Source organism: Pseudalkalibacillus berkeleyi, assembly GCF_021608225.1.
Taxonomy (GTDB): Bacteria; Bacillota; Bacilli; order Bacillales; family Fictibacillaceae; genus Pseudalkalibacillus; species Pseudalkalibacillus berkeleyi.
On record NZ_JAKIJS010000001.1, the window covers coordinates 499804 to 525953 of the forward strand.

Here is a 26150-nt window from a genome sequence, read left to right on the forward strand (position 1 = left end):
CCTCTTAATCTTTCATTCCTTGATACATGACTCCACGGATATATAGCTTCTGCAAGACTAAAAATAAGAACATGACCGGTAGAATACTGATTGTGTTGGCAGCCATAATTAATGGCCATTGAATGCCATAAGCACCATCAGTTTGGATCATTTCAGCTAATGCGATGGAAATGGTTTTCGTTTCCTCGCTTGATGTAACGACTAATGGCCAGAAATAATTGTTGTACTGGTAAGTGAACACGATGATGCCAAGTGTCGCCATTGAAGGTAAGGTTAAGGGTGCAACGATTTGGAACAAAATACGCAAATGGGATGCACCGTCCACCTTAGCCGATTCAATCAAAGACTTCGGGATTTGCCGAAGCCCTTGATACATGAGGAAAATATTGAATCCAGTTACGGCACTCGGAATGATCAAACCTTTATATGAATCTAGCCACCCAAGACTGTTTAGCGTTAAATAGGATGGAATTAAAGTCATATGTGCAGGCAGGAACATCGTGAATATGAAAATGATTAATAACAGTCTTCTTCCTTTAAATTGAATAAAGGTCAATGCGTATGCAGCAAATAAAGCGAGAACAACAGACAATATCGCGGTCGTAATAGCATAGAAGAGTGTATTGGATATGTACAAATAGAGGTCACTCTGTCTGAACACTTCTAAATAGTTGGACCATTGCGGGTTTGAAACCCATAAGGACAGTCCATTATTCGAAGCTTCATCTTTTGTTTTCAGGCTTGTGATCATCATCCAAAGTAAAGGGATGCTCATGAATAGACTAAATATGGTCAACAACGTGTATTTCGTCCATTTGACTAAATGAATTTGCATTTCTCGTTCACTCCCGACTTAATGGTGCACCCATTTTCTTGATATAAAGTATTGCACAACCGAAAATACGACTAAGGATAAAAAGAGGACAATCGCAATTGCGGATGCGAAGCCAATATTGAAATACTCGAAAGCGTGTCGGTACAAGTAATAAACGAGTACGAGGGAGGAGTTGGATGGTCCACCCTGGGTCATGACTGCAATCTGATCGAAGGTTTGGAATGCCTCAATGATCGAAACGATAACGACAAAGAACGTAATCGGTGAGATGAACGGTAAGGTGATGTGCCAAAACATTTGCCACCGATTTGCCCCGTCTAGTCTACCTGCTTCGTAGATGTGAAGCGGTACAGATTGTAAAGCAGCTAGAAAGAACATCATGTAATAGCCAACCGCTTTCCATAGTCCCATAATAATAAGAGACATCAATACGGTGTCAGATGACGCTAGCCAAGTTCCTTCTGGTAATCCGACCGATGTAAGTAGCGCATTAAGTAGGCCGTCATCAAGGTCATAGAGAGACATCCATACGATGGAAATCGCAATAATCGGTGTGATGTGAGGTGAAAACAACAGCATCCGGAAGAAACCGATTCCCTTTAATTGTTGATTCACAAGTAATGCGAGCATCATTCCTATGACGACAACTCCGATTACGTAAAAGAAGGTATACAGACCCGTGTTTAGCAAACTTTGTTTGAAATCAGCACTATTCATGAGCGTTTGATAATGCTCAGCACCTACGAAGCTGGGGGGGCTAAGCATGTCCCAATTTAAAAAACTAAGATAGAAAGAGTAGCCGATCGGATAAATCCAAAAGACGATTAATAAAATGAAAGCTGGAAGAATGAATACCCAACCTGACAAATTTTCTTTTGAAAATAATCTACTGATGATTTGTTTTCGATTGCTTGTTCGCGCCTCTCTTTGATTGTGAACCGGGTAGTCTATACTAGATTCATAGTTTTCCAAGTAGAGTACCCCCTTTCCTCCATACATGCCGGATGGAGTAACTGGTTCAACACTTTTCCATCAAATGCTGGTAGTTGTATGTCGAGTAGTTGTGCCATCGTAGGTGCGATGTCAACGATGTGTGCTTCGTCTATTAGTTTACCTTTCTTAAATGATGGACCTGCGCCTACCATAAAGCCTTTTAATAAGGGGTGGTCAGGAGAGTAACCATGAGTAGACTGATAGGTACTTGGACCAATTGTTGCTTTCACTTCAATATCGTCTTTAGAAAGATAGCCATCTTCTAATTCCACAATCAATTCTGGTGTATGCTTCCTATCATTTAACTGATTCGTTGGTAAACCGAGCTTCCCGAATGAATGTTTCGGGATTACATCTTTTACGAGTGAAAGAGACTCGAAAATGGAAGCGACTTTCTCGATATTTGAATGAGTTTCGTTTAAAGCATAGATATATAAACAGCCATCATTACTGACTGCTTTATATTCAGCGTTCAATTCGTGTTCTTTCAGGAACCGATTCGAATAAAAGTTAGAATGAACATCGACGTGTCCATGATCGGAATAAAGTAAGATGTCCACGTCATCGATCTTGTCTTCAACTCGTAAGCACGCTAGGATGTCTCCAATCAACTGATCAATATATTCAATTGCCCAATAAACCTCAGGGGATTTGTTCCCGTGCTTATGAAGTAAGCTGTCAATCAATAGAAAGTGCGCCATGATCAGGTTGGTTTCTTTATGCTGGATCACATATTTCGTAATCTCTTTTGTGAGCCAGTCTTGCATATGTCCTTTTGAAAAATCTGCACTCCACTCGGCATACCGTTCGACAGGAAGGAATGCTTGTAGCTCATTCCAAAAAGATGGAGACGCATACTCCTCGAAAAGAGATTGGTCGTAATGCTCCGGAATATTGAAATGAATATTGGTTGCTCCGCGTGTTACAGGCCAACAGATCGAAGCGATATTACCACCATGAACCGCGACTTGATCGTAAAGGGTTGAAACATGGATGAGGTCCTCCTTAGAACCAAGTTGATCACCCCAGTGATGGGATGTCTTTCCTTTCTCGAAATCAAATACCGAGTTTCCGATTACACCGTGTTTGTTTGGGTGACACCCTGTGACCGCGCTCGTATTTGCTGTCCATGTCACACTAGGAAAGGTTGTTTTTAACCTTGTTACATATGCACCTTTATTCATAAGCGACCGTATATTAGGTATTCTCACTTTTGGATCCTCAAGGTAATGTCCACCTAATCCGTCTACACAAATGAGTATTGCTTGTTTATTCATAAGTCACCTCTCCTTTACAGTTCAGAATAAATCGCGTTCTTCAACTGCAGAAGGTTTTCAAACGCATAGTCGACAACGATATCTGATGTTGTTTGGTCTTGTCCGATTAGAACGGTGGCTAAACCTGCATTCCGGCCACCTTTCATATCAGTTGATGGATTATCGCCAATCATGACGGCTTGATCTGATTGAAGTTTTACACGCTCAAGTGCTTGATCAAAAAGATAGGAAGAAGGCTTACCAATGACGTCTGGGTCAACTGCATAAGCCCTTTGGATAGCAGCAACAATGGAGCCAGTCTCAGGAACTCTTTCACCGTTGTGAATCGGGTGCGTAGCATCCATGTTCGTCGCGATTAATTTTGCCCCTCGCTGTAAATGAATGACCGCATCCTCCATTTTTTGATACGTAAAATGTAGGTCTCGACCAACGAGGACAAGGTCGCAAGCTTCACAAGTATCCTCTTTTATGGTGTGTCCAGCTTTTACAACACTGTCGGTTAAATGGTTCGATCCGATGACGTATACAGATGAGTGCCCGTAATACTCCAAGATATAATCTCCAGCCACGTCAGTCGGACAAACAATCTGATTGGGATGTGTAGGTACACTGAGTGATTGAAGTTTTCTTGCAATATTAGTTCCGTTAAGTGTTGAGTTGTTCGTCATGAATACGATTTTCTTATTATTTTGTCGTAAGGCTTTGAGTAATTCTGATGCACCTTCCATCAGCTTGTTACCTGCATAGACAGTTCCATCTAAATCAAAATAATAACCTTTAAAATGTTTCATACTTCCTCCATTTTCATAAGATTCATATGCCAAAGATCTGGATTGCCAGATACGACTGCAGACGCTCCTGCATTTAGCACTTCTTTAATCTCAGTTTCCGTATTCAATAGACCACCGACAATAAGGGGAAGATCTATTTCTGCCTTTAGGTCTTTAATCACTCTTGGCATTAATCCTGGCATCATTTCAACTGCATCTGGTTGGTTTTGCTTTGTGGAACGGACACTCATGGAGAAGGCTTGTGTATCAATAATGAAATTATGTTGAATGGCTGTTAAATCACATTCTTTCGCTTTTTTGATGAGCCTTCCTTTAGTGGTTACGATTCCAGTCGGTTTAACTTTTTCGGCTAAGAAGTCTACAGCTTCATTGTTGTTAGCAAGACCTTTAATGAGATCAACATGTAGGAATGCTTGTTTCTTTTTTGCATGAATGCGTTCTACAATCTCACTAATGTTTGAAAGGTTACCTGCCATCATGGATATGATTTCTACATTTGAGTTAAGTGCGATATCTAGGTGAGAAATGTCTCGAACAGCAGCAACCATTGGATTATGTTTAGTTAATTGGAACATGCGATAACCTCCTGTATGTGTATAAAAAAAGAAAATCTTTGCATATCAAAAGGAAGGCATACAAAGCGAACCTGAGGACTTTCAGTCAGCTCTGATCGTGCATTCGTTTTGACATGAACAAGATTTTCTCCGTATATTCTCCATCTGTCATGTATGATTCTATTCAATTCATTTGCACCCTTATCGTACGACACGTTTATAAACGGCGTATGAACAAAAGATATAACTTTTGTTAAGAAGATGACAAAATCTGAAAGGTGTTGTAATAAGACAATGTGCGGATTTCTATAAGGGGTCATTTCATTTTGAACTTTTTCATAGGCCAGTACCTCATATGTACGTTCGACTAGTAAAAAGAGAGAACTTTACAGACGTACACCCATTTATAACTACATAAAGATAGGGGAGTGCCCTTCATACCTACATTATCCACCTAAATATTTGACCATTTTTCAATTTTTATGCGAATAACCATACCGTTACCTACCATGGTACATATAATGCAAGGACAAGCGTGGTCAAACAAAAAATTCTTAGGAGGAAATCAATTATGACGATTTCACGTGATAAAGTATTAGGGCTAGAAGGACATTATGTAAATGTGAACTGGGCAGGTCCAGAAGCTGGAACAGGAGTTTTATTAGGGTGTCAGGAGGATTACTTAGCTCTTCATTGTGATGAAGGAGTTGTGTATTACCAACTTGAGCACATTAAAGAACTTTGTATCAATTCTGGCAAGCACCACAAAGGTAAAAAAGAAATGGATCATATTAAAGCAGATTGCTTTGTGGACATGCTTAGACGCTGGAAACATCGTAAGGTGAAAGTTAATCGTGGAGGTCCTCACTGTGTAACTGGGGTACTAAGCGAAGTTTATGATGATCACTTAGAATTAACAGTAAATGACGATATTTTGTTCATTACAATCTGCCACATCAAGAGTGTTTGTCTCATCGATCATAAGAAATCATCAGGTAAGAAATCATCAGGTAAGAAATCTTCAGGGAAAAAGAGTAGTGGAAAATCATCAGGCAAGAGCTCTGGAAAATCTTCAGGAAAATCTTCAGGAAAATCTTCAGGTAAGTGCTCTGGAAAATCATCAGGCAAGAGCTCTGGAAAATCTACTGGACGAAGCACTGGTCGCTCTTCAGGTAAATGTGAGAGAGTTTCGGACGCTTGGAAAAAGGCTCGTAAAAACGGAAGCGACAAGCACATGCATAACGACCCGTATGGTTCTTCAGATAAGAAGTATGTTAAAAGAGTTAGAGATTATAGAGAGTTGTCAAGCTTAGAGCGTAAAGGCTGGGTTAAGCTTTAAAACTTAATTTAATACAACCATTCATGTGGCAGTAATCGACTAAGTCGTTTTGAAGTGGAAGGAGGAGTTATAGTGCTTGAAACCATATTTTTAATTATAAATGGTGTTATTTTATATTGGCTGATTAAACCGACAAAAGGCATGATCCCAAGAGACTTAACTCAAGATGACGTGGACCAACAAGTTGAAGTCGCCTCCTTAAACCAGAATGCCAAAGTATATGATGTCGATACTGCCTCACTAAAAAAATCAACAAAAGATTAAACTGCAAATCAATCCTAAAGCATACATTACAAATTAAAACGTATGACTGAAAAACTAAAGGAGGGATGAGCATATTGAATAATTTCGACAATTATATCGGAGAACATGTGAAAATGACAGCTAGCGGTAAAGTTTTGTTATCTGGCATTCTTGTAGATACGGGTTCAAATATCGTCGTGTTGTATGATGGACAAGACTTCCTATACATTCCCCTTGTACACGTTCACTATTTGGACTTCAACTCCGATGATGGAGAAACAATTAACCCACCCGATCATATGCCAACTTGGATTCAAGAAGATCATTCAATCTCTCTTCGGAAGATTTTAACGAATGCAAAAGGTGTATTCACAGAAATTTTTGTTACGAGCAACCAATCCATTCACGGTTATGTGACAAATGTTATGAATGATTATTTCACATTCTTCTCCCCCGTTCATAAGACGATGTTTATACCTTTGCAGCATTTAAAGTGGCTGATCCCTTATCCGTATAGTCACCGGCCCTATTCATTGAGCAATAAAGATCTTCCATTGACACCTTCAAATGTTCCAGCCTCCCGCACGTTTGAAGAACAGTGCAAGAGACACCTCGGTAAAGTTGCTATATTCGATATGGGGAAACATCCCAACAAAATCGGAAAACTCGTTAAAGTAGAGAATGGATACGTCGAGATCATCATCGCTCGGAATAAAACAATTTTCACGAATCTCCAACATGTCCAAACCGTCCAATTTCCATAAGATGTAAAGGTTGCCCAACAGCTTGAAAAGGGACAACCTTTTTTACATATCGCAATATTCGATTTAGGCAAACTACAATAAATCTGCCAAGTGTCGTTTGAGATAGCGATTACGGTCATTAATATACTCAAATATGACTTCAGGTTCCTCGTAAAACCGTTCGAGGTGCTTTTTCATGAATGGATCCTTCTCGACGTGTGGTGTGATTTTTTCATATAAGGAATCAATGATCGGTTTCTGATATTCAACAGTGAACTGTTTGTTTAATATATCTTTCATCAAATGGTAATAACGTTCTCGGAAGGAAGGGACATCCAGTAGTCGACCTGAAAGGGTGTTGTATCCTTCAATTGGAATATAATCATATTCCATTTCCTTTCCGTGAATATCCCTACCCCAAGTCGCATCATAATCCCACGGAATCATTTCAAATTGGCCTGTGTCGCTTCTACGATACAATGCATAATTGTGTATGAATCCATCGTAGTTCTGCGTACATACAACACCAGCTAACCATCGTAAATATTTATCAACTTCAACATAGTCTTGTATTTCTTCCTCAAACTTCTTCGGTGGAATCGTGTTAATTTGGTAAACCAACTCACGGAGCGCTTCCTTATCTTCACTCGTGCCTTCCTTTCGACTATAACCAGATTCAAACCGACGCTTTAAGTCTTCATCAATTGGGCTAACTAATGAAAAGTTTGCATTATCATTTTCTGCATAGAAAATCGGTCCGTGAGGAAGATTTCTTCTTTTTAAGAAATATCGATCAACCGATTCAAGCTGTAAGTAAACACCTTGGAAGTTATCGTTAATGGTAATAAGTACATGACTTGAGGATGGTGAAAGAACGCCGATTGACGAGAAGAAATCGAGTGATAGCTTGTTTCGGATTAATGATTTATCAATGTATTCTGCATTAAGATGGAGTTCTTTAATACCAGCGGTCACTTGTGGAAAGAGGAATTGATAGGATTTCTTTGTCACTTTCCGTATATGGGAACCACGGTGGACAAAGTCTATGTCGTATTTGTTATTGCCTACGATTAAGTTAGCGACAACAGGGTCTTCAGACCAGACGTCCTTCTGCATTTCTTTCCAGTCGTATGGATCTATTTCAATATGATAATGAGGTAGCTTATGATTACTCATCCAATCTTCCTTTACATTTATTCGCCTTGTAACACTATATGTAATAGGAAGAAGTGTGTATGGTTGTTTGTAACGACGAGTGGATAAGAATTCCTAGTAAATTGCAACTTTCCGAATTACGATGTATTTGGTAGAATCAGGTAGGCTGAACTTTTCACAACAGTCCTCACATACAGTTATGTTATTCTGTAACAGTGTTTATAATTTGCAATGAAGGTGAATGACAAAATGGAGACCATTGTTTGGATTCTTTATACTGGATTCATTATTTTTATTGTCTATGGCATTTTGCCGACCGTAATGTTCCGAACGATGTCCATGGGTTTAATCAAAAAAGGACAAAATCAGAACACACTTGCGTTAACGTTTGATGATGGACCTAATCCTCATTACACACCACAAGTGTTGGATCTCTTAAAACAATATCAATGTAAAGCGACATTCTTTTTGATCGCAGAGAAAGCCTTGGAACACCCAGATCTTGTGAAGCGGATAGTTGCAGAAGGACATATAATCGGCATCCATCATTATGCGCACACAAATAGTTGGCTTTTGTCACCAACAGCTACTAAGCGTGAGATCGGAGAGTCAGCGGCGATCCTTGAAAAAATAACTGGAGAGAAGCCTGGTTTTTATAGACCGCCATACGGTCGAATGAACGTATTCACACTTTGGTTCTCTAAGGATTATAGGATCGTGTTGTGGTCATCCATCTTTCAGGATTGGAAAAAACAAGACGCAGATGTGCTATTTGGTAAGATGCGTAAGCGACTCGGTCATGGAGAAATTTTCTTATTGCATGATGATGGGTCTAATCCAAATGCAGACGAAATTGCTCCGGAAAGCACGATTGAAGCGTTAAGGAACTTTATTCCAGAAGCTTTAGCCCAAGGTTATAAATGTGTGAATTTACACGAACATCTTAAGGGGAAATCAGTAGAGGAACAGAAGAGGATACTATGAGTTTTGATGAAGTAATGGCTGCAATTGAAACATATGGATATTGGATCATACTCGTCACATTATTTTGTGGAATCGTCGGTATTCCAGCACCGGAAGAAACCTTCATGGTGCTGATTGGAATGCTTGCCGCACAATTCCATTTAGACTTAGGCTGGACTTTGATGAGTGCATTTTCTGGCACGGTTCTTGGACTGATTGCCTCTTACGCAATCGGCCGTTATCTTGGGATTCCATTCATCAAGAAATATGGTCGTTTTATTAAAATTACGCCGGAGCTTTGGGGGAAGGTTAGTGAAAAGTTTCATCGTCATGGAAAGGTTACGATTCTCTTTAGTTTATTTTTACCAGGCTTAAGACAGATTGCCCCTTACGTCGCAGGAACAAGTAGCTACCCAGCCGTGCTTTATGTAGTACTTGGATTGATTGGTAGTTTTCTATGGACATTCAGTTATATTCTTGTTGGCTTTTGGGTTGGTGACCGGCTACCGCTAGAAATCCTACCATGGCTAAGCGTGCTAATGGTTGTTTTATTTGTAGGTGCTATTTTTGTAAAAAAAGTGAAATGGAAAGGAGGGAGCGAAGCATGAAGAAAATACTATTTCTGCCTTTGTTTCAGATGCCTTCGGGTCACCATCAAGTGGCCGATGCACTAATTGATTCTATTAATAGTTCAGAAGAAGAAATTGAGTGTAAAAAGGTCGATTTTCTTAGCTACTGGAATGAAAAGCTTGAAAAAACAATCGGAACGGTGTATTTGAAGTGGATCAGTTCGCTCCCGAAGACCTACCATTGGGTATATAAGCGTTTCATGTATGAGTCTCGAGAAAATCAAGTTCCACTGCAGGTCGATTATGTGCAGCTGCTTGGTTTTGAAGCGAAAATGCTTGAACTGATTAAGGAAGAACAACCCGATCTGATTGTATGCACGCATTGCTTTCCGTCTGCAATTCTAAGTCGTCTGAAGCGTCAGCATCAGATTGATATGCCTACTGTGAATGTATATACGGACTTCTTTATCAATGGTGTATGGGGGAAGGAGCACATTGACCTCCACCTTGTGAACGATGAATTGATGAAGAAGGATTTGGTTAAGAACCATGGCGTATCTGAACACCAGGTCTCGATTACTGGTATACCGACGAGTGAAGACATCGTTTCATATACGACAAAGCGTTTAACGGACAAGAAACATATATTAGTTGCAGGTGGAAGTAGTGGTGTAGGTAATATTATAGATTACTTGAAATCAATCCGGCCAGATTCCACCTACCGTTACACCGTCTTATGCGGTAAAAATGAAAAGCTATACAAAGAGTTGAGTTCTTGGGATGTCGATCACATTGAGGCGAAGCCATACATTGAGAGTCGAGCTGAAATGAACCGCCTTTATGAGCAAGCGGATGCGATTATTACGAAGCCAGGTGGTATTACGATTAGTGAAGCATTAAAAAAGAGGCTGCTGATCTTTGTCCACTCAGCCTTACCAGGGCAAGAGCAGTATAACTTGAAGGGATTGAGCGAAAAACAACTCATCATTCCAATTGAAGTAGGAAATTTTGAAGGTACGATAGAGCATGTGCTAGAAAATGAATGGCGGCGCAAGCAGATTTTTCAGAGGATGGACGAGTACCTCGCCTTAACAGAAAGCTGCCCGAAAAACGAAATCGTCAAACTAATCGACGCTCCAACCATGCTCAACATACAACCAGGATAAAATCAGGAAGCATCCGATGAATTCGGATGCTTTTTTCAATATTGTGGGGTGGTGGCGGTTCAGACGGATTAAGCATAGACCTTATAGACCGCGAACTCTGGTGGATAACGGTATGGAGGATGGAAAAGGGTGCTTACTGTCCGCGGTTGAGGAGTGGAGTCGATATGGCGGATAGAAAAGGGTGTTTACTGTCCGTGGTGGAGGAGTGGAGTCGATACGGCGGACAGAAAGAGGTGTTTACTGTCCGTGGTGGAGCGAATAGGTAGATACGGCGGATAGAAAAGGATGCTTACTGTCCGCGGTAGAGAGAGAAAGGCAAAATGGCGGATAGAAAGAACCTGTACAAGTACAATTAATGTTAAAATATAGAAAAACAGAAGGAGGATCAACTTTGTCCATTCAATTTGCGGTATCCGGTAGTACGATCATGTCAGACCCTAAGCTTTTCGACGACCTGTTTTGGGAAGACATTAAGCATATTGAGATCGGAGAGTTTGAGAAAGAAGAGGACTTTCAACTATTTTTACAAGTATGCAAACAGAATAATGCGAGTTTTGGTGTGCATTCCCCGTTGTTCAGACAAGATAGCAAATATGACCTCATCGAAAAAGTCGTTCATGAGCCTGCTTTTGCATGGAAACGATTAGAAGAAGAAGCGCAACGTTTGTCAGGTCTTGGAGCAGAATACATCCTTGTTCATTTCCCCTATTTTAAGAGGGAGATTATGGACGATCCAAACAAGCTTATTGAAGAAGGATTGCAAAAATTAAGTGCCATACAAGACAAGTATGAAATTCCAATTGTTTGTGAACCTAAGCTTGGTCTGCACCGATCACCTGTTGGTATTGAATATTTAAATCAATTTTCAGAAGAGACATGGTCTAAATTCGGACTGAAATTGTGTATCGACATCGGTGACTACAGGATGGCTATGGGAGACAAAACACTAGAGTACATAATGAAATGGGAGGAACACATTACGGTAGCGCATATTCATAATGTGACCTATGAAGGTGACAAATACATTTGGACACCAATTCACCCATCTTACGAAGATAATCTCTATAAGTTCGAACCCATCCTTAAATACTTGGCACAAATAAGAAATCTAAGATTTGTCTTTGAGCACACGCCACATACGAATCCTAGTAAACAATTTGTACGAGAAGGGTACGAGTGGATGCAGTCTACAACGCAATTCGGTAAAGTTTCAGGAAGAGAGGATAAAAAAAGAGCGGATCAATAATATCCAGCTCTTTTCAAATCATTTCAAAACAATGAAATTTTGGTTGTAACCATATCTTTCAAAATCCATTTTATAGATGGTTTTTACTAAATCCATAGCTTCTTGGTCATAAAGGTTTTCATAAGGTGGCAATGGTTGATTAATGGATTCGATCGACATCTTAACATCCGGATAAGTTCGATTGTCACTTTCATTCATTTTTTGAGTAATATGATGGGGTGATTTTATGAGGGAATTTATCGGTGAACTTGATAAATTGTACTGTTTTTCAATAGTCCTTATAGAAGTAACAAAGTTCTCTAATTGAATGTATTTATTTAAAAAGAGTTCTTCTCCATTTACGTATTGTTGTACCATATGTGCATTGACTTTTCCTCTTTCCACTCCATTTTCCTTGAGCCGATATAAGAATTCCTTAAATGAAATGCCGTTTTTTACACCGGGAGCGATAGAGTCCATTATGTTCTTGTTCATTATGGCATGGAAAAATGAACTGACTGCCCTTTTATAAGGATTCCGGACTAGTTTATAAACATCTTTATCACCACTTAGAAGGTGCTCAATGATGTTCTGAGTATGATTGTTTTGTTTTTCGATTACATTCAACCGATAAGAATGAATGATCGGACTATAATCAGTCGCTTTTTGTAATAAGCCTTGTTGAAAGAAAAACCATTTAATCAGTGAAGTACAGCCACATTTCGGATTCCAAAAAAATATGATCGGAAAATTTTTCGCAAAAAGTGGAATCGGTGGCGTAATTAATTTTCTCGCAATGATGTGTCGGTTTGGATTACTTTCTGACATTCTATCTACCTCCAAAGGGTTTGTCCAACTGCTCGTATTTTACATAATATGTCCAACCTAAATTATACGTGTAGACAATATTCAACATTTCAAGTAAAAAAGCTGACATAAACCATGGAGGTTTGCGTCAGCTTTTCTAAGAATGGGGGTATGTTCATCCTCACTCACATAGTGCTTTCTTTTGCTACGATTGTTCCTTTCGTTTCGCGCATTTGGATTGCAAGGCGAGCAAACCCAACGCCTAGCAGAGCGAATACAACATACAAGATTCCCATACCGATTCCACCGATTGCTTCTCCGACGATAATTCCGAGTGCACCGAACATTTTTCCAATCTGAAAAACAAATCCGTTAAATGCCATGTAAGCTCCGCGCCTGGAGTCATCTACAATATCTGCCAAGATCGACTGCCTCGTCGGAACGTACATCAACTCGCCGACTGATAAAACAACGACAGCAAGAGATAGTATTAAGAAGTTATTTGAAAACGCAAGAATGGCATACCCTAATCCGAATAAGATGAATCCAGCATACATAATCGGCTGTTCGGGTTTATTGCGGATCCATTTGGCAACCACTCCAGTGAACAAGACGATGATAATTGTGTTTTCAACCGTCAACAAGCTGAGTAATTTAATGCCATCAATGGATAGATCGAACGCGCCAAAGAAAGTGAATGACTTTGGGATGATCTCGTCTTCCAAGCGGACCGCAATGAAGTTGTTTCGTTGGAATTCAATCGCTAACACTGCAATCCCACCAAGAATAAACAGGACAAAGGGGATGTCTGTTATAACCGTTTTATAACTTTGTAAAATTGGTTTGATTCCATATGGCTTTGTTGTTGATCCTTGTGGTATGTATGTTTCTGTAATCAATGTCGCTGTCATCCATAAGGTAATGAGTGACATGACGAACAACGCGAGCAACAGTTCAAAGAAATGGGTTTTGTAAAACCAACCTCCGACAATCAATCCAATCATGATCGACATGTTCACAGCCCAATAATTGACAGCGTACATGAAGGCGCGTGTTTCTTTCGTGCTGACGTCAATCAACATCGCTTCGGCAGCAGGATTGACGAGTCCAGATGCGACACTGATGATTGTCATCATAGCAAATGTCAGCCAAGGAGATGTGTACCAGGGTGAGTTAGCGAGGATCATTCCGATGAACCCGATCACTTTCATCCATTCACCAAGCACCATCAGCTTTTTCCGACCTAAAATATCAGCAAGGTATCCCCCATAAAGACCAGCAATAAACTGGACGAGCACGTTAAGCATCAGTAAAGTTCCAGCCCAGAAGGCATTTAACGCATTCGTAAAATAGATCGCCATGAATGGGAAAATCATCGAGCCGATCACTCGACTTAAGAAGGATGTATAAATCCGTATTCTAATATTTGGGTGTAATTCTTTCAGCATAGAGGTCACCTTCCTTTGTCATTATTTTGCATTTTATAAAAGGGGATAAAAAGGGTATAATGCATTTGAAAATGTCCCCTTTTTTTGAAAGGAAGTATAGTAGAAAATCTGAACGCATAGATGTAATGTCTAACTCCAGCACCCAGCCATTTGGTTCACTTTAGACCTGCTGTGGCGGTAATAGCCTCCCAGTCGGTCGTCAGTGACCCTAGCAGGGTGCTTGCGCTTTTCTAATACGGGAGGAAGATGATAATGGACTTATCTTATTATGAATTAAGAGCTTTTCTGTATCCTCGGGAAAAGGAGCATACCGCAACTTTCAAGCTCAGTGATATTGAACAAACTTGGTTCTGCACACAGAAAAATGTAAAGAGAAAACTTAAAAAATTTGAAGAAGCAGGCTATTTTCGATACATACCTGGACGAGGTAGAGGCAATCCTTCTCAAATTATCTTTCAAAAATCTTTTCAAGATGAATTGGACGAAACGATTCGTCAATTGGTCAAAGAAGAGCAAATGGATGAATTGATGCAATTACTCCAACTACCTATTCCGCGGTCTTGGATCGCAAACATTTCCAATGAAGTTCAAACCTTGTTCGGACTGCAATCTCAAAATGAGTCCAAGGATGTACTTCGTTCTATTGTTACAAGAGAACTTACAACTTTAGAGCCAACAAAAACATCAATTACGTTTGAAAGTTATTTGATTCAGCAGTTTGGTGACTGTCTTGTGTCTTATGACAAACATGTGGATGAAATCAAACCGCACTTGGCACATCATTGGGTCGTGGATGAAGACTTCATGACTTGGCGCTTCTACTTGAGAAAAGGTGTACGGTTCCATCATCAACAGATCATGACAGCAGAAGATGTGAAGTACACTTTCGAGAGGTTTACGAAAGACTCCCCATTTTATTGGTTGATAAAGGATATTGAGCAGATTGAATGTCTAAGTTCTTTCATCGTGCAGTTTAAGCTGAAAGAATCTAATCCTTTTTTCTTAAGATACTTAAGCGCACATAACCTAGCCGTATTACCTAAAGATGTAGAGTTTGATGAAAATGAGTGGATTGGCACAGGACCATTCAAATTAAAAGAGCGTTCAGATAAAAAAATCGTATTAGAGGCATTTGATCAGTATTTCTTAGAAAGGGCATTACTCGATCATATAGAATTTTGGAAAGTGCCGACGCCAGCTGTGAACCAAGTGAGTTTTCAAGTAGAAGGTGTGGAAGAAGAAAATGGCATCCAAGAAAAAGAAGAAGTAGAGGTTGGCTTCCGTTTCCTTGCTTTTAATTTTAATCGAAGGTCAGTTGTCGATGATGCTAGTTTCAGAGAAGCGATGTATCACATTTTGGATATAAAAAAGATGTATAGAGAGTTAGAGAGAGAAGAACCGATTGAGGCTTCAGGTTATTTTCATTGGAACTCTGAACAACGCGTGAGGAATCTATCAAAAGTGGAATCATTGCTGAAGAGAAGTGGCTATCAAGGAGAGACGTTGACGCTCATATCACTAAATTACCCTAAAGCTATAGAAGAAGGAGAATGGTTCGTTGAACAAGCACGAAAGTTTAATGTACATATTGTCATAAAGCCTTGTCTAATAGATGTACTCTACTCTCGAGAAATTGAGCAACAGGCTGATATGATGTTTATGGGAGAAGTCGCATCTAACGATTATCACTTGTCTTTTCTCGGTGCATTTTACAATGAGGCACTAGCTTTTCGCCGCTTCTTGGCTGTAGAACATCTAGAACAAATTGATCAATGGCTTGAATGCTTCAAAAGGGAAAAACGCGCTGACGACCGCGAAGAATGGATTTGCCAAATTGAAAATTACATACGGGCTCACAACCTATTTCTGTACTTGACTCATCCAGTTAAACGTAGGACATTTCATCCGATGATTCAGGATATCCAGTTTGTTTCATTCGGGAACGTTGATTTGCGTAAGCTATGGATTCAATAATACATCCAAAGTCTTAAATAAGGTTCAATCGTTGGTTGGTCGAGTTCATTCAGTTGGCACCATAAAATAGGAATATGAGGAAGGTGTGATGAGAATGAATACATTACCAGTATGGGCAGACCGTTATCTTGAGCGGCTAGGTCTTGAGCAAGAATTACCAACCAGGTTATTTCTTGAAAAATTCTGTCGAGCGCATTTGAATGCGGTACCCTTTGAAAACATTAGCAAGCTTATGTATTTACGAGATTACAAGATCAATAAATTTCATATTCCACCGATCGATGTGTATGTTGAGAACATGTTCCGTTACGATTTTGGTGGCACGTGTTATACGAATAATTCACATGCCTTGAAGCTACTTAAAACGCTAGGTTATGAGGGGTATCATGTTGAGTTAGGTAAATCTCATATTGGTATCATGATCGAGTTGGATGGTGAGCGGTTGTACCTTGATTTTGGTTCTGCTTCTCCATTTTTTAAGCCTGTCAATTTTGAAAAAGACACGAATAATTTAACTGCGTATGACATTGAAGAAATACGTATTTTACCAGACTCGGACAATAAGGGAACGTACCGATTTATCCGATACCGAGATGGGAAAGTTGTGAAGGATGATTGGGACTTCAATCCCGATCATAAAATGACTTTCGAGGCATTTGAACCGACGATCACAAAGTCCAATCAACCAGGGGCTTTTTTCCTATCTCATTTACGCTGCCATCATTATCAGATATCCCAGAATCGCACGCTCTCTCTCGTTAACAACACGTTCTCGATCCGATATGAAAATGGTGAGGTGGATGAAAGAATTTTACAATCTGAAAAAGAAATTACAGAGGTTCTTCAGGATGAATACCAGTTACCGAAATTACCGGTTGTTGAAGCAATCAGGGTCCTTGAAAGTCTTGGAGTCGATCTTTTTGAAAAGCAGATGAAATAAAAAAATTCTCTAGTGAAGAACGTTACGAAAAACACAATTAAATCAAGGATTGAGATATTTGATGATACCAATTTTGATGAAAATGAAGAAAATTTAAATGTTGACACTTCAAAATCACCGTGCTAAGATTCAAATAATTTAAAAATGAAACATCAATAGCAAGCTCTTATCAAGAGTGGCTGAGGGACTGGCCCTGTGAAGCCCGGCAACCGTCAAACTTAGGTTTGAAATGGTGCCAAATCCTGCAAAGCGTCAATACGCTTTGGAAGATGAGAGAGACAAATGTGTTTATTTTGCCTCTCTGTCTTTACAGAGAGGCTTTTTGCGTTTCTCGATTCTAAGGCAAAAGGGGGACAAAATGATGTCTTATCAAACTGAAACTGTACAAATTCCAAACTTTACACTTGAATCAGGCGAAGTGCTTGAAGAAGTGGAACTGGTCTACGAGCGGTGCGGTCCTCCTGATGCTCCGGCCATACTTGTCTGCCATGCTTTGACGGGTAATCACGTCACAGTAGGATCAGATGAACAACCTGGATGGTGGCGTGGTTTGATTCAGAAAGGAGGATACATCGACACCAATCAATATCAGGTCATTACTTTTAACGTCTTAGGTGGATGCAATGGATCAACAGGGGCAGCAACTATTCATCCAGAAAAAGGTGAGCCGTATGGTGAGGACTTTCCAATTTTAACCGTACGTGACCTTGTGGAAGTCCAGTTTGTTGCATTGAAAATCCTAGGATTCAAACGATTGAAGGCAGTCGTCGGTGGTTCACTTGGTGGTATGCAAGTTTTGGAATGGGGTTTAATGTATCCCACTTTCATGGATTTACTCATACCGATTGCGGTTACGCCGACATTAAGTGACTACGGCATTGCCTTCAACCACATCGCGAAAGAATCGATTCAACATGGTGGCACAAAAGGGTTGAGCATCGCCAGAATGATTGGCATGATCACCTATCGATCAGATCTGCTTTTTAACAATCGGTTTGATCGTCGTAAGAGCGTTAGTGAGGGAGAACCTTACGAAGTCGTGTCGTATTTATCGTATCAAGGTGACAAGTTGACCGATCGTTTTGACGCCAACAGTTACATGACACTGCTTGACGCGATGAACACTCATGATATTGGAAGGGGAAGAGGTGGAATAGAAGAAGCCATTAAAGGTTACGAAGCACCGATGATTGGGATTGGTTTTACGAGGGATCTTATTTATCCACCAGATGCGCTAGGAGGATTCATATCCTCCATTCAACAGCATGGTGGAAATGCTCAATTTTACGAAGTTGAATCAGATTTTGGTCATGACGGATTTTTAGTTGAATTTGAAAAATGGGGTCTAATTGTCAAAAGCAAACTAGCAGAGTTATACACGATCGCACACCAAAAGCAAGCTTAAAAAACGAATCGAGGAGTGAATGAAATGAGTGAACAAAAGAAGTATCGTCTTGAAACCGTAGGTGTACATGGAGGGTTACAACCAGATCCAGTAACAGGAGCGAGAGCATTACCGATCTATCAATCGAACGCTTATAAGTTCGAGAATACGGATCATGCTGCAGATTTATTCGGTTTGAAAGAGGAAGGCTATATTTATTCAAGAATTCACAATCCTACGGTTACCGCGGTTGAAGAGCGGGTAGCTGAGCTCGAAGGAGGCATTGGCGCGCTTGCTCTTGCGAGTGGAATGGCAGCCATTTCTACTGCAATCTTTAATGTTGCGGAGGCTGGAGATGAAGTAGTCTCAGCATCAACTTTATACGGTGGAACGTACAATTTGTTTGCGACGACATTACCAAAGCATGGCGTTAAAACGCATTTCGTAGACCCGACTGACCCTGAAAATTTCAGAAAAGCGATTACACCAAAGACGAAGGCGATTTTTGCCGAGACGATCGGAAATCCAGGCCTCCATGTCCTTGATATTGAAGAGGTTGCCAAAATTGCTCATGAAGCAGGTATTCCACTCATTGTAGATAACACGTTTGCGACACCGTTTCTAACTCGGCCGATTGAGTTCGGTGCAGACATCGTCATTCATTCGGCAACGAAGTGGCTCGGTGGGAATGGTACAACGCTTGGTGGCATTATTGTAGACGCGGGTAAATTTGATTGGAATCAACCGAAGTTCCCTGGTTTTACCGAACCTGATCCAAGCTATAACGGCATTGTTTTTGCTGAAGCGCTCCCTGAAGCCGCGTTCATCGTGAAGGCGAGAGTGCAAGTTCTACGGGATACTGGTGCCGCCATTAGTGCACAAAATGCCTTCCAAATCGCGCTCGGCCTAGAAACGTTACACGTTCGAATTAAAGAGCATGTGGCAAATGCGAGGAAAATTACCGAGTACTTACAGAACCATCCTGCAGTTGAGTGGGTGTTGTATCCAGAGAACAAAGATCACCCGTCTTATGAGCTATCGAAAAAATACCTACCTAATGGCGCTGGCTCTATTGTCGTGTTCGGAATAAAAGGTGGTGGAGAAGCGGGTTCTGCAGTCATTAACAGTGCTACACTTTGGTCTCATGTCGCCAATGTTGGTGATGCAAAGAGCTTGATTATACATCCGGCAAGTACGACGCATCAGCAATTATCACCTCAGCAATTGAAGGAATCCGGTGTGACTGAAGATCTTGTCCGTTTATCAGTTGGCATAGAAAATGTGGAGGATTTAATTGAGGATCTCGAACAAGCGATCGAAGTTGCAACCGGATTGACCTCCTTTAGTACACAAGAGGTAGGCTGAGATTTTATGAATAAAGAAAGAATTCCATTGATCGATGTGCGGAGCTTCATTGTTCTTATGACACTAAGCACAGTTCTTGGATATTTAGCGATTTATTAGAGGAGGGGAAACGTTGGGAAAAGTGAATGTTGCGTTACTCGGGTTCGGAACGGTCGGCAGTGGCGTGTATGAAATCATCGAAAAACAGCAAGAAAGATTTCGGGCTCTACTGGGGCGAGAAGTGGAAGTAGTGGCGATCTTGATTCAGGATAAAACGAAGCCGCGAGTTGTAGAAAATGGCGTACTTGTAACGTCTGATTTTGAAGAGATTATTACGCTTCACGACGTGGATGTTGTAGTAGAAGCGATCGTCGGAGTTGAACCGGGATACACCTATTTAAGAAGAGCGATTGAAAAAGGATGTCATGTTGTTACAGCCAATAAAGAGCTGTTTGCGCATAAAGGGTTCGAGTTGAAAGCACTTGCCGCTGAGCATAATGTCAACGTTTCCTTCGAGGCTGCTGTTGCAGGAGGGATTCCGATCATTGGAACCTTGAAGCAGCTCCTACATGTCAATCAAGTGTTGAAAATTGAGGCGATTTTGAATGGCACTTCTAACTACATTTTAAGCGAAATTCGTGAAAAAGAAAGGTCATTTGTTGATGCACTCAATGGTGCTAAGGAAGCGGGTTATGCTGAGGCGGATCCCACGAATGACGTGGACGGTTTTGATGCATTTTTTAAAATTGTCATTTTGGCAGAATTGCTATATGGCATTCGTCTGGAATGGGGAGAAATTAAGCAAAAAGGCATCCGGGACATCACGCTTGAAGATATTCAACTGACTGAATCGCTTGGATTTCGCTTGAAGCATATCGCTTCCCTTGAGTGGGAGGATGGAAGGTTGAAAATTGGCGTCGAGCCGAAAGTTGTCACACCGGATCACCAATTGTACGCTGTAGATGGTGTAGACAATGCAGTCGTCATTAATGGAGATTTAGTCGGCGAGCTGAAGCTACAAGGTCCGGGAGCAGGTAAGTATCCAACCGCTAGTGCAGTCGTTGAGGATCTCGTCAATGTGTTCAGCTCCATTCAAGACCCGGTATTGCCGAAGGACGTACAGTTGGAGAAAAGTGAACGCACACTTGTTCATCCGTGGCTTCTCATTAGTCAAACGAGTGTGCCAGTAGTAGGTGAAGTTTCTCTAGATCAAAGAATTCAACAAAACGGTCAGCTCTATTCTGTAAAAGTGGTGAGGACTACCCGAACAGAAATTGACCGATTACAGTTAGAGTATAAAGAGCTGAAGGCATACCAGATATCTGGAGGCACCGTTCCAGAACTTACGAAAGCATCGATCACAGCTTAATCATTCTATATAGAGAAAACTCATCATCAGATGAGTTTTTTCTTACTTTAAAAAGGAGATGAGACGTATGTGGTGAAATGAATGGATGTAGTTTTTTAATAGAAGAGGGGATAAAGAGATCATGATCACGATACAAAAAGCAACGGCAACACATGTTGAGGGAATTGTGAAAGTATGTACGGAAGGCAATAGAGCGACCTATAAAGACATTTACACGCAGGAATATTTGGATCGAATTACAGAAGAATTTTACAATCCGGAGCGAGTATTGAGTGAAGTATCAACGTCTACTAGAGATTGGGGCGGATACTTTGTAGCGCTAGAGAGATGATGTCATTGGAGCCGGTGGAGGCGGTATGACTGGTGAGGATGCTGGTGAAGTTTACGTTTTGTACATGGATCCAAACCGTAGAGGCGAGGGAGTTGGAACTAAGCTGCTAGCGGCGATCACTGACCAGCAGGTAAAGTTTGGCGCAAAGTTTCAGTGGGTTTCTGTGCAGAAAGGTAACGCGAAAGGCATTCCTTTCTATGAGGCGAAAGGGTTTCAACCTGACTCGGAGTGCGTTGGATATGGTAACACGGAAGAAGAGCACTATGTATCTGTGCGGTACTGTCGCGAAGTTTAGATGATCGTGCGTTTTCTAGATAAAATCGCGTTTTTCTAGATAATTCCGTCTTTTTCTAGATAATTTCTCATATTTCTAGATAAATTCGTGTTTTTCTAGATAAATCTGAAATTTTCTAGATAACCAAGCTTTCTCAAATAAACGAATTGAAAATCTCCTTACAATGTAACAAACTGACCTATCGATCCGTGTATTTGGATGATTGAGGTCAGTTTTTCATTATTTGTTCATTAAAAGGTAATTCCGAGCAGACTATTTACTTCTCCTTGTTTATGGACCTTACTAGCTCAATAGCCAAATTCGTTGAATGAATTAAGGTTGGATCTTCTTTTTTGAGTCGCAGATTTAAAGCGGCTTCAAAACATTGCTCAGCTTCATTTAATCGGTTTAATTCCATGAGACATTTACCTTTATGTTGAAGGACAAAATCTTTATATTTGTCAATTTGATTCAGTCTACATTTCTTTAGAGCGATATTAAACCTATTGAGAGCGTCCTGATGTTGGTTATTGTACTTCAAAGCTTCCCCAAGCCGGATAAGAGAGACGATTTCTATATGGGGATTTGCTTGATTAACGGACTGATTGAGGCAAGAATTAAATAGTTTGATTGCATGTATTGGTTCACCAATGATTCGATAAAAGTTCCCTAATGTTCCAACGAGCATATCACGTTTATCCTCAGTTACTGAATCACAATTTAAGTGTGCTTCAATTAATGTAATTGTCTTTCTTAGTAAGGTAGGATCATTCGATTTCTCTCGTAAAAAATCATTCTGATCAAAATAAACAGTTTTCGCTGCAACCGATATTTCCTTCTTGAGAAAATCTAAAGTCATTTTCATCACCTCGCATGAGTCACGCACTTGTTATTGTTGATTTTTCAGCGAATACTAGGCTTTTGTATATCGTGTTTCCTTTCAATAATTCATCGTGTGCACCTTGTTCAACAACCCGGCCTTTATCCATAACGAAGATGATGTCTGCGTTTTGTACGGTCGAGAGTCGGTGAGCTATGATGATCGTCGTTTTTCCTGTTCTCACTTGATCAAAGTTTGTTTGAACCTTCCGCTCGGTTTCTAGGTCTAAGGATGATGTTGCTTCATCTAACACTAAAATTTCAGGATTCCCAATAATTGCTCTAGCTAGAGCTAGCCGCTGGCGTTGACCACCAGAGAGTGTAATTCCGCGTTCGCCGACCTCAGTCTCGTATCCTTCAGGGAGAGACTCAATGTAATCGTGAATTTCAGCTAGTTGACATGCATGGTACATCACATCATCAGAAATTCCCTCACGTCCCATCAAGATGTTGTTCCGTACTGTGTCTGGAAAAAGGTAAGGATCTTGAGGCACAATACCGATCCGGTTTCGCCAGTCACTTTGATTCAAATCGCGTAAGGACTTTCCATTAACTAAAATGTCCCCTTGCGTAGGAGTGAAAAAACGAACGATTAACTGTGCAATGGTTGACTTGCCACCACCACTCGTACCAACAAAAGCCACTTTTTTACCAGCAGGGATCGTTAAGGACAAATCATTCAATACATTCTTATTTGCCTCATCTTGATAGGCGAAGGATACTTTTTCAAATGATATCGTTTCAACTTTTTCCGAAAGCGTATGATGGCCTTCATGTTCAACAGGACCTTCCATAACGGAGCGCAATCGGTCAATCAAAGAGTACTTGCCAGAAAGTAGCATGGTGAACTCAAACAATCTTTGGATGGAATCCATTAGCTGGGAAGTAAATTGAAAAACGACAATGAACAAACCAATTGATAAGCTTCCTTGGATGACGCTATATCCTCCGTAAACTAGAACGATTAAACTGGCTCCCCACTTTAAAGGTTGGCTTGTAATCAGTTGTCTGTTACTCATCTTCGTTTCGATCATGACAGAATCGAAATATCGTTTAAAATAGCGGTTATAAATGTTCGTTTCCCATGCTAGACGGTTGTATGCCATAATCTCTCTCGTCGATGCAATTCCTTCTTCAATATGAATGAGGAGGTCCGTTTTTCGATTTTGTGCATCTTTAGCAGCTTTCCGAATTTTAGGTGAAAAATACTTTCCGATTGCTACATAAATGACACTGAAAACAAAGATTGCCACTAATAATAAAGGGCTCGAAATAAAAACAATAACAGAAAGAAAAACGATATTGAAACATAGTTGTATGCTCCTTGGGATGAAACCACCAATCGTATCAGCGACTTGGTCAACATCGTTCGTTAAGTAGTGGACATATTTGGTCACTCGTTCATTGCGATAGGTTTGTGTGGGAATTTTCCTCATATAACCCATGAAGTCACTGATTAGTTGTTTTTTGACGATCGCTTGAATACGGTGGAACGTGTGTGGTGCGATGGTAAAAAGTACAGCATATGCAATAAATGCTCCTGCGAATAGAAATAAAATCGGGATGAGACGGTCAAACCGACCAGCAATAAATACGTCGTCGATTATGTACTTTTGCAATCCCGTTTGAGCGATGAATGCAGTCGTTTCTAAAAAGAGTAAACCAAGTGACAGCGCAAAGAGCCACTTCACTATTTTAATGTAACTAAACAGCCATTTCAAGTTTACCATGTAGTGCCTCCTTACTATACATGCATCGATTCAACAAGCGGTTGTTGACCTTCAGATAATTTGTAAAATAAACATTTCTTCTTCATCAATACTTCATATGTACCTTGTTCAGCAATTTTCCCATTATCTAAAACAACAATTTGATCATAATCTTGTATCGTGGTTAATCTGTGAGCCACTGTAAATGTTGTTTTATCTTTTAATAGTACATTGAGTGCTTGTTGAACTTCATGTTCACTAACATTATCGAGAGCGGACGTTGCCTCATCGAGTAGAATGATCCTAGGGTTTTTCAAGAACATCCGTGCAATTGAAATGCGCTGCTTTTGTCCACCAGATAATTTGATGCCACGCTCTCCAATAAGGGTGTCATATCCGTTTTCTAACTCAGTGATGAATTCATGTGCAAAGGCTGCTTTTGCTGCATTTTCAATTTCATGATCTGTTGCAGTAGGATTTCCGAAGCGAATATTCTCACGAACCGTAGAACCGAAAAGATAAGTCTCTTGAAAAACATATCCGATTGAATCTCGTAATTGATTTTGCTCAAGTTGATCAATAGGGATGCCATCGAGCCGAATTTCTCCACATGTGGGATCATAGAACCGACATAAGAGCTTAAGCATAGTAGATTTCCCGTTCCCGCTTGTTCCAACAATCGCAACACGCTGTCCAGACTTAACCTTTAAATTCAATTCGTTTAAAATAGGTCCTGTAGTCGGATATTTGAAGCTCACATTTGTAAATTCGATATTGCCTTGAATTTCTGGCAGCATAATCGGTTTTTCAATATCCTCGATGTCTGGCTTTTGATTCATAAACTGATAGATTTTATCGACTTGATACATAAGAACTCTTTGTTCAGTAAGAGATGTGACGACTGATGTAAGTCTGTGCATGGCTGTAAAGTAATATAGAAGAAAAGCGGAAAATTCTCCGACAGACAAATCTCCTGATCTGACTAGAATAGATCCATAGATGAGAATCGCGACTGCACCGGCATTATAAGAGAGGCGGCGAACTGTTCCTCGTATGTATGCAAATAAATACGCACGAACCATGCTCTTGTTATAGTTTGTGATTTTGTCATTTAATCGCTTTTCTTCCCAATGTTCAGAGGCGTATGCACGAACCTCCAACAAAGATGACACGGACTCATAAATTTTCTTATTCAATGCAATTCGGTTTATGCTAAGCTCCTGACTCAAGATTGATGCTTTCTTTTCATAACGTGGACCAAATAAATAGTAAAGTAGAAAGGCAGGAAAGATAATGAGTGCTAGCTTCACGTTCATAGAAAACATTAAACCAATTGCTACCGTTGAAAAAATAGCTTCTTGAAGCATATAGGGTAAATAGCGACGATATAGATCTTGGACGGCAGTCACTTCTGTGTTCATTAGTGAAAGGGTCTCGCCGACAGGATGTCTTTCAAAGTAAGAGAATCCTAGTTTTCTAAGATGTCTGAAAATCGAAAAATGAATATCCCTAGCGGCTTTTTCTTGTACATGACGTTGTAAGTTATTCCGAACGGTACTGAGGTAAATCATGAGTAACAATAAACCGATTGCGCAGCTGATTAATATGTAGAAAAGGTTGGTATCTTTTGCAGGAACGATCACATCAATGAAGTATTGTATAAATTTCGGGATCATTAATTCAATTGCTGCAATGACAATACTACTGATAACAACAAGAAAGAAGAGCCAGCGATACGGCTTTAAGAAGGACAAAGACCATAGATAGACTTTCAATAAATAGCGATTATTCAGCTTAGGTTGTTCCATTTTTCATCTCCTAACTAGATAAAAAAGATA

General features: G+C 40.2%; 25 protein-coding genes and 1 riboswitch. Of the genes, 14 read left to right on the forward strand and 11 right to left on the reverse strand.

Annotated features, from left to right (window positions below; genetic code table 11):
* Nucleotides 1-4: 4 nt before the first annotated feature.
* From L2716_RS02700 to L2716_RS02720, 5 genes are read right to left on the reverse strand one after another with little or no spacing between them, the layout of a single operon-like run.
* On the reverse strand, nt 5-835 hold the full coding sequence (locus L2716_RS02700) for a carbohydrate ABC transporter permease (RefSeq protein WP_236331542.1): 831 nt from the start codon (nt 833-835) through the stop codon (nt 5-7).
* An 18-nt stretch (nt 836-853) separates the two neighbouring features.
* Nucleotides 854-1807, reverse strand: a complete 954-nt coding sequence (locus L2716_RS02705) for a carbohydrate ABC transporter permease (RefSeq protein ID WP_236331543.1) — start codon at nt 1805-1807, stop codon at nt 854-856.
* Nucleotides 1783-3105 (reverse strand): alkaline phosphatase family protein, encoded by a 1323-nt coding sequence (locus L2716_RS02710; RefSeq protein ID WP_236331545.1) that lies wholly within the window; start codon nt 3103-3105, stop codon nt 1783-1785. Before L2716_RS02710 ends, L2716_RS02705 begins: the two co-directional genes overlap by 25 nt.
* 14 nt (nt 3106-3119) lie before the next feature.
* A complete protein-coding gene (locus L2716_RS02715; protein ID WP_236331547.1) occupies nt 3120-3896 on the reverse strand; it encodes an HAD-IIA family hydrolase in 777 nt (258 codons plus the stop codon).
* Nucleotides 3893-4471, reverse strand: a complete 579-nt coding sequence (locus L2716_RS02720) for a glycerol-3-phosphate responsive antiterminator (protein ID WP_236331549.1) — start codon at nt 4469-4471, stop codon at nt 3893-3895. The genes L2716_RS02715 and L2716_RS02720 overlap by 4 nt, the downstream gene beginning before the upstream one ends.
* A 550-nt stretch (nt 4472-5021) precedes the next feature.
* Here L2716_RS02720 and L2716_RS02725 point away from each other — a divergent pair.
* The 3 genes from L2716_RS02725 (at nt 5022) to L2716_RS02735 (ending at nt 6796) form a co-directional block, all read left to right on the forward strand.
* Nucleotides 5022-5789 carry a hypothetical protein gene (locus L2716_RS02725; protein ID WP_236331551.1) on the forward strand — a complete coding sequence of 256 codons (768 nt, stop codon included), beginning with the start codon at nt 5022-5024 and terminating at the stop codon, nt 5787-5789.
* Between the two features lie 72 nt (nt 5790-5861).
* Nucleotides 5862-6053, forward strand: coding sequence for a hypothetical protein (locus L2716_RS02730; protein ID WP_236331553.1), 192 nt, complete (start codon nt 5862-5864; stop codon nt 6051-6053).
* A 65-nt stretch (nt 6054-6118) separates the two neighbouring features.
* Nucleotides 6119-6796 carry a DUF2642 domain-containing protein gene (locus tag L2716_RS02735; protein WP_236331555.1) on the forward strand — a complete coding sequence of 226 codons (678 nt, stop codon included), beginning with the start codon at nt 6119-6121 and terminating at the stop codon, nt 6794-6796.
* Between the two features lie 72 nt (nt 6797-6868).
* Here the strand turns inward: L2716_RS02735 and L2716_RS02740 are convergent, their stop codons facing one another.
* On the reverse strand, nt 6869-7951 hold the full coding sequence (locus L2716_RS02740) for a CotH kinase family protein (RefSeq protein WP_236331557.1): 1083 nt from the start codon (nt 7949-7951) through the stop codon (nt 6869-6871).
* 228 nt (nt 7952-8179) lie between these two features.
* Between L2716_RS02740 and L2716_RS02745 the strand changes: the two genes are divergently transcribed.
* The 4 genes from L2716_RS02745 (at nt 8180) to L2716_RS02760 (ending at nt 11874) form a co-directional block, all read left to right on the forward strand.
* Nucleotides 8180-8914 carry a polysaccharide deacetylase family protein gene (locus L2716_RS02745; RefSeq protein WP_236331559.1) on the forward strand — a complete coding sequence of 245 codons (735 nt, stop codon included), beginning with the start codon at nt 8180-8182 and terminating at the stop codon, nt 8912-8914.
* Nucleotides 8911-9501, forward strand: a complete 591-nt coding sequence (locus L2716_RS02750) for a DedA family protein (RefSeq protein WP_236331561.1) — start codon at nt 8911-8913, stop codon at nt 9499-9501. Before L2716_RS02745 ends, L2716_RS02750 begins: the two co-directional genes overlap by 4 nt.
* Nucleotides 9498-10628, forward strand: coding sequence for an MGDG synthase family glycosyltransferase (locus tag L2716_RS02755; protein ID WP_236331562.1), 1131 nt, complete (start codon nt 9498-9500; stop codon nt 10626-10628). The genes L2716_RS02750 and L2716_RS02755 overlap by 4 nt, the downstream gene beginning before the upstream one ends.
* A gap of 391 nt (nt 10629-11019) precedes the next feature.
* On the forward strand, nt 11020-11874 hold the full coding sequence (locus L2716_RS02760) for a TIM barrel protein (RefSeq protein ID WP_236331564.1): 855 nt from the start codon (nt 11020-11022) through the stop codon (nt 11872-11874).
* A gap of 18 nt (nt 11875-11892) precedes the next feature.
* Here L2716_RS02760 and L2716_RS02765 read toward each other — a convergent pair whose 3' ends face one another.
* Together L2716_RS02765 and L2716_RS02770 are read right to left on the reverse strand one after the other, a co-directional pair.
* Complete coding sequence (locus L2716_RS02765; protein ID WP_236331566.1) at nt 11893-12681, reverse strand: sulfotransferase family 2 domain-containing protein; 789 nt, start codon at nt 12679-12681, stop codon at nt 11893-11895.
* 164 nt (nt 12682-12845) lie between these two features.
* Nucleotides 12846-14108, reverse strand: a complete 1263-nt coding sequence (locus L2716_RS02770; RefSeq protein ID WP_236331568.1) for an MDR family MFS transporter — start codon at nt 14106-14108, stop codon at nt 12846-12848.
* A 252-nt stretch (nt 14109-14360) separates the two neighbouring features.
* On the opposite strand from L2716_RS02770, the gene L2716_RS02775 reads away from it, so the two are divergent.
* The 7 genes from L2716_RS02775 (at nt 14361) to L2716_RS18380 (ending at nt 21745) form a co-directional block, all read left to right on the forward strand.
* Entirely contained in the window at nt 14361-16082 is a 1722-nt protein-coding gene (locus tag L2716_RS02775) for an SgrR family transcriptional regulator (protein ID WP_236331570.1), read from the forward strand.
* A gap of 94 nt (nt 16083-16176) precedes the next feature.
* A complete protein-coding gene (locus L2716_RS02780) occupies nt 16177-17022 on the forward strand; it encodes an arylamine N-acetyltransferase (protein ID WP_236331571.1) in 846 nt (281 codons plus the stop codon).
* 163 nt (nt 17023-17185) lie between these two features.
* Nucleotides 17186-17298, forward strand: a riboswitch (SAM riboswitch).
* An 85-nt stretch (nt 17299-17383) separates the two neighbouring features.
* Nucleotides 17384-18427: a homoserine O-acetyltransferase MetX gene (gene metX, locus L2716_RS02785; RefSeq protein ID WP_236331573.1), complete on the forward strand. Its 1044-nt coding sequence runs from the start codon at nt 17384-17386 to the stop codon at nt 18425-18427.
* A gap of 24 nt (nt 18428-18451) precedes the next feature.
* Complete coding sequence (locus L2716_RS02790) at nt 18452-19771, forward strand: O-acetylhomoserine aminocarboxypropyltransferase/cysteine synthase family protein (protein WP_236331575.1); 1320 nt, start codon at nt 18452-18454, stop codon at nt 19769-19771.
* A 121-nt stretch (nt 19772-19892) separates the two neighbouring features.
* Entirely contained in the window at nt 19893-21119 is a 1227-nt protein-coding gene (locus L2716_RS02795; protein ID WP_236337776.1) for a homoserine dehydrogenase, read from the forward strand.
* Nucleotides 21120-21240: 121 nt separating this feature from the next.
* Nucleotides 21241-21450: a hypothetical protein gene (locus tag L2716_RS18375; RefSeq protein WP_329610094.1), complete on the forward strand. Its 210-nt coding sequence runs from the start codon at nt 21241-21243 to the stop codon at nt 21448-21450.
* A gap of 25 nt (nt 21451-21475) precedes the next feature.
* Nucleotides 21476-21745, forward strand: a complete 270-nt coding sequence (locus L2716_RS18380) for a GNAT family N-acetyltransferase (RefSeq protein WP_329610095.1) — start codon at nt 21476-21478, stop codon at nt 21743-21745.
* 256 nt (nt 21746-22001) lie between these two features.
* On the opposite strand, the gene L2716_RS02805 is transcribed toward L2716_RS18380, so the two are convergent.
* The 3 genes from L2716_RS02805 to L2716_RS02815 are packed head-to-tail and all read right to left on the reverse strand — an operon-like array spanning nt 22002 to nt 26120.
* Nucleotides 22002-22583, reverse strand: a complete 582-nt coding sequence (locus tag L2716_RS02805) for a hypothetical protein (protein ID WP_236331578.1) — start codon at nt 22581-22583, stop codon at nt 22002-22004.
* A gap of 19 nt (nt 22584-22602) precedes the next feature.
* Complete coding sequence (locus tag L2716_RS02810; RefSeq protein ID WP_236331580.1) at nt 22603-24333, reverse strand: ABC transporter ATP-binding protein; 1731 nt, start codon at nt 24331-24333, stop codon at nt 22603-22605.
* A gap of 14 nt (nt 24334-24347) precedes the next feature.
* Nucleotides 24348-26120: an ABC transporter ATP-binding protein gene (locus L2716_RS02815; protein ID WP_236331582.1), complete on the reverse strand. Its 1773-nt coding sequence runs from the start codon at nt 26118-26120 to the stop codon at nt 24348-24350.
* Between the last annotated feature and the right edge of the window lie 30 nt (nt 26121-26150).

Excerpts from the sequence above, each read along its gene's own strand:
- L2716_RS02715 (WP_236331547.1), bottom strand. The coding sequence starts at position 3,896 with ATGAAACATTTTAAAGGTTATTATTTTGATTTAGATGGAACTGTCTAT.
- L2716_RS02720 (WP_236331549.1), bottom strand. The coding sequence starts at position 4,471 with ATGTTCCAATTAACTAAACATAATCCAATGGTTGCTGCTGTTCGAGAC.
- L2716_RS02765 (WP_236331566.1), bottom strand. The coding sequence starts at position 12,681 with ATGTCAGAAAGTAATCCAAACCGACACATCATTGCGAGAAAATTAATT.
- L2716_RS02810 (WP_236331580.1), bottom strand. The coding sequence starts at position 24,333 with ATGGTAAACTTGAAATGGCTGTTTAGTTACATTAAAATAGTGAAGTGG.
- L2716_RS02780 (WP_236331571.1), top strand. The coding sequence starts at position 16,177 with ATGAATACATTACCAGTATGGGCAGACCGTTATCTTGAGCGGCTAGGT.
- L2716_RS02700 (WP_236331542.1), bottom strand. The coding sequence starts at position 835 with ATGCAAATTCATTTAGTCAAATGGACGAAATACACGTTGTTGACCATA.
- L2716_RS02740 (WP_236331557.1), bottom strand. The coding sequence starts at position 7,951 with ATGAGTAATCATAAGCTACCTCATTATCATATTGAAATAGATCCATAC.
- L2716_RS02805 (WP_236331578.1), bottom strand. The coding sequence starts at position 22,583 with ATGACTTTAGATTTTCTCAAGAAGGAAATATCGGTTGCAGCGAAAACT.
- L2716_RS18380 (WP_329610095.1), top strand. The coding sequence starts at position 21,476 with ATGACTGGTGAGGATGCTGGTGAAGTTTACGTTTTGTACATGGATCCA.
- L2716_RS02755 (WP_236331562.1), top strand. The coding sequence starts at position 9,498 with ATGAAGAAAATACTATTTCTGCCTTTGTTTCAGATGCCTTCGGGTCAC.
- L2716_RS02770 (WP_236331568.1), bottom strand. The coding sequence starts at position 14,108 with ATGCTGAAAGAATTACACCCAAATATTAGAATACGGATTTATACATCC.
- L2716_RS02710 (WP_236331545.1), bottom strand. The coding sequence starts at position 3,105 with ATGAATAAACAAGCAATACTCATTTGTGTAGACGGATTAGGTGGACAT.
- L2716_RS02750 (WP_236331561.1), top strand. The coding sequence starts at position 8,911 with ATGAGTTTTGATGAAGTAATGGCTGCAATTGAAACATATGGATATTGG.
- L2716_RS02815 (WP_236331582.1), bottom strand. The coding sequence starts at position 26,120 with ATGGAACAACCTAAGCTGAATAATCGCTATTTATTGAAAGTCTATCTA.
- L2716_RS02790 (WP_236331575.1), top strand. The coding sequence starts at position 18,452 with ATGAGTGAACAAAAGAAGTATCGTCTTGAAACCGTAGGTGTACATGGA.
- L2716_RS02775 (WP_236331570.1), top strand. The coding sequence starts at position 14,361 with ATGGACTTATCTTATTATGAATTAAGAGCTTTTCTGTATCCTCGGGAA.
- L2716_RS18375 (WP_329610094.1), top strand. The coding sequence starts at position 21,241 with ATGATCACGATACAAAAAGCAACGGCAACACATGTTGAGGGAATTGTG.
- L2716_RS02735 (WP_236331555.1), top strand. The coding sequence starts at position 6,119 with ATGAGCATATTGAATAATTTCGACAATTATATCGGAGAACATGTGAAA.
- L2716_RS02745 (WP_236331559.1), top strand. The coding sequence starts at position 8,180 with ATGGAGACCATTGTTTGGATTCTTTATACTGGATTCATTATTTTTATT.
- metX (WP_236331573.1), top strand. The coding sequence starts at position 17,384 with ATGTCTTATCAAACTGAAACTGTACAAATTCCAAACTTTACACTTGAA.
- L2716_RS02725 (WP_236331551.1), top strand. The coding sequence starts at position 5,022 with ATGACGATTTCACGTGATAAAGTATTAGGGCTAGAAGGACATTATGTA.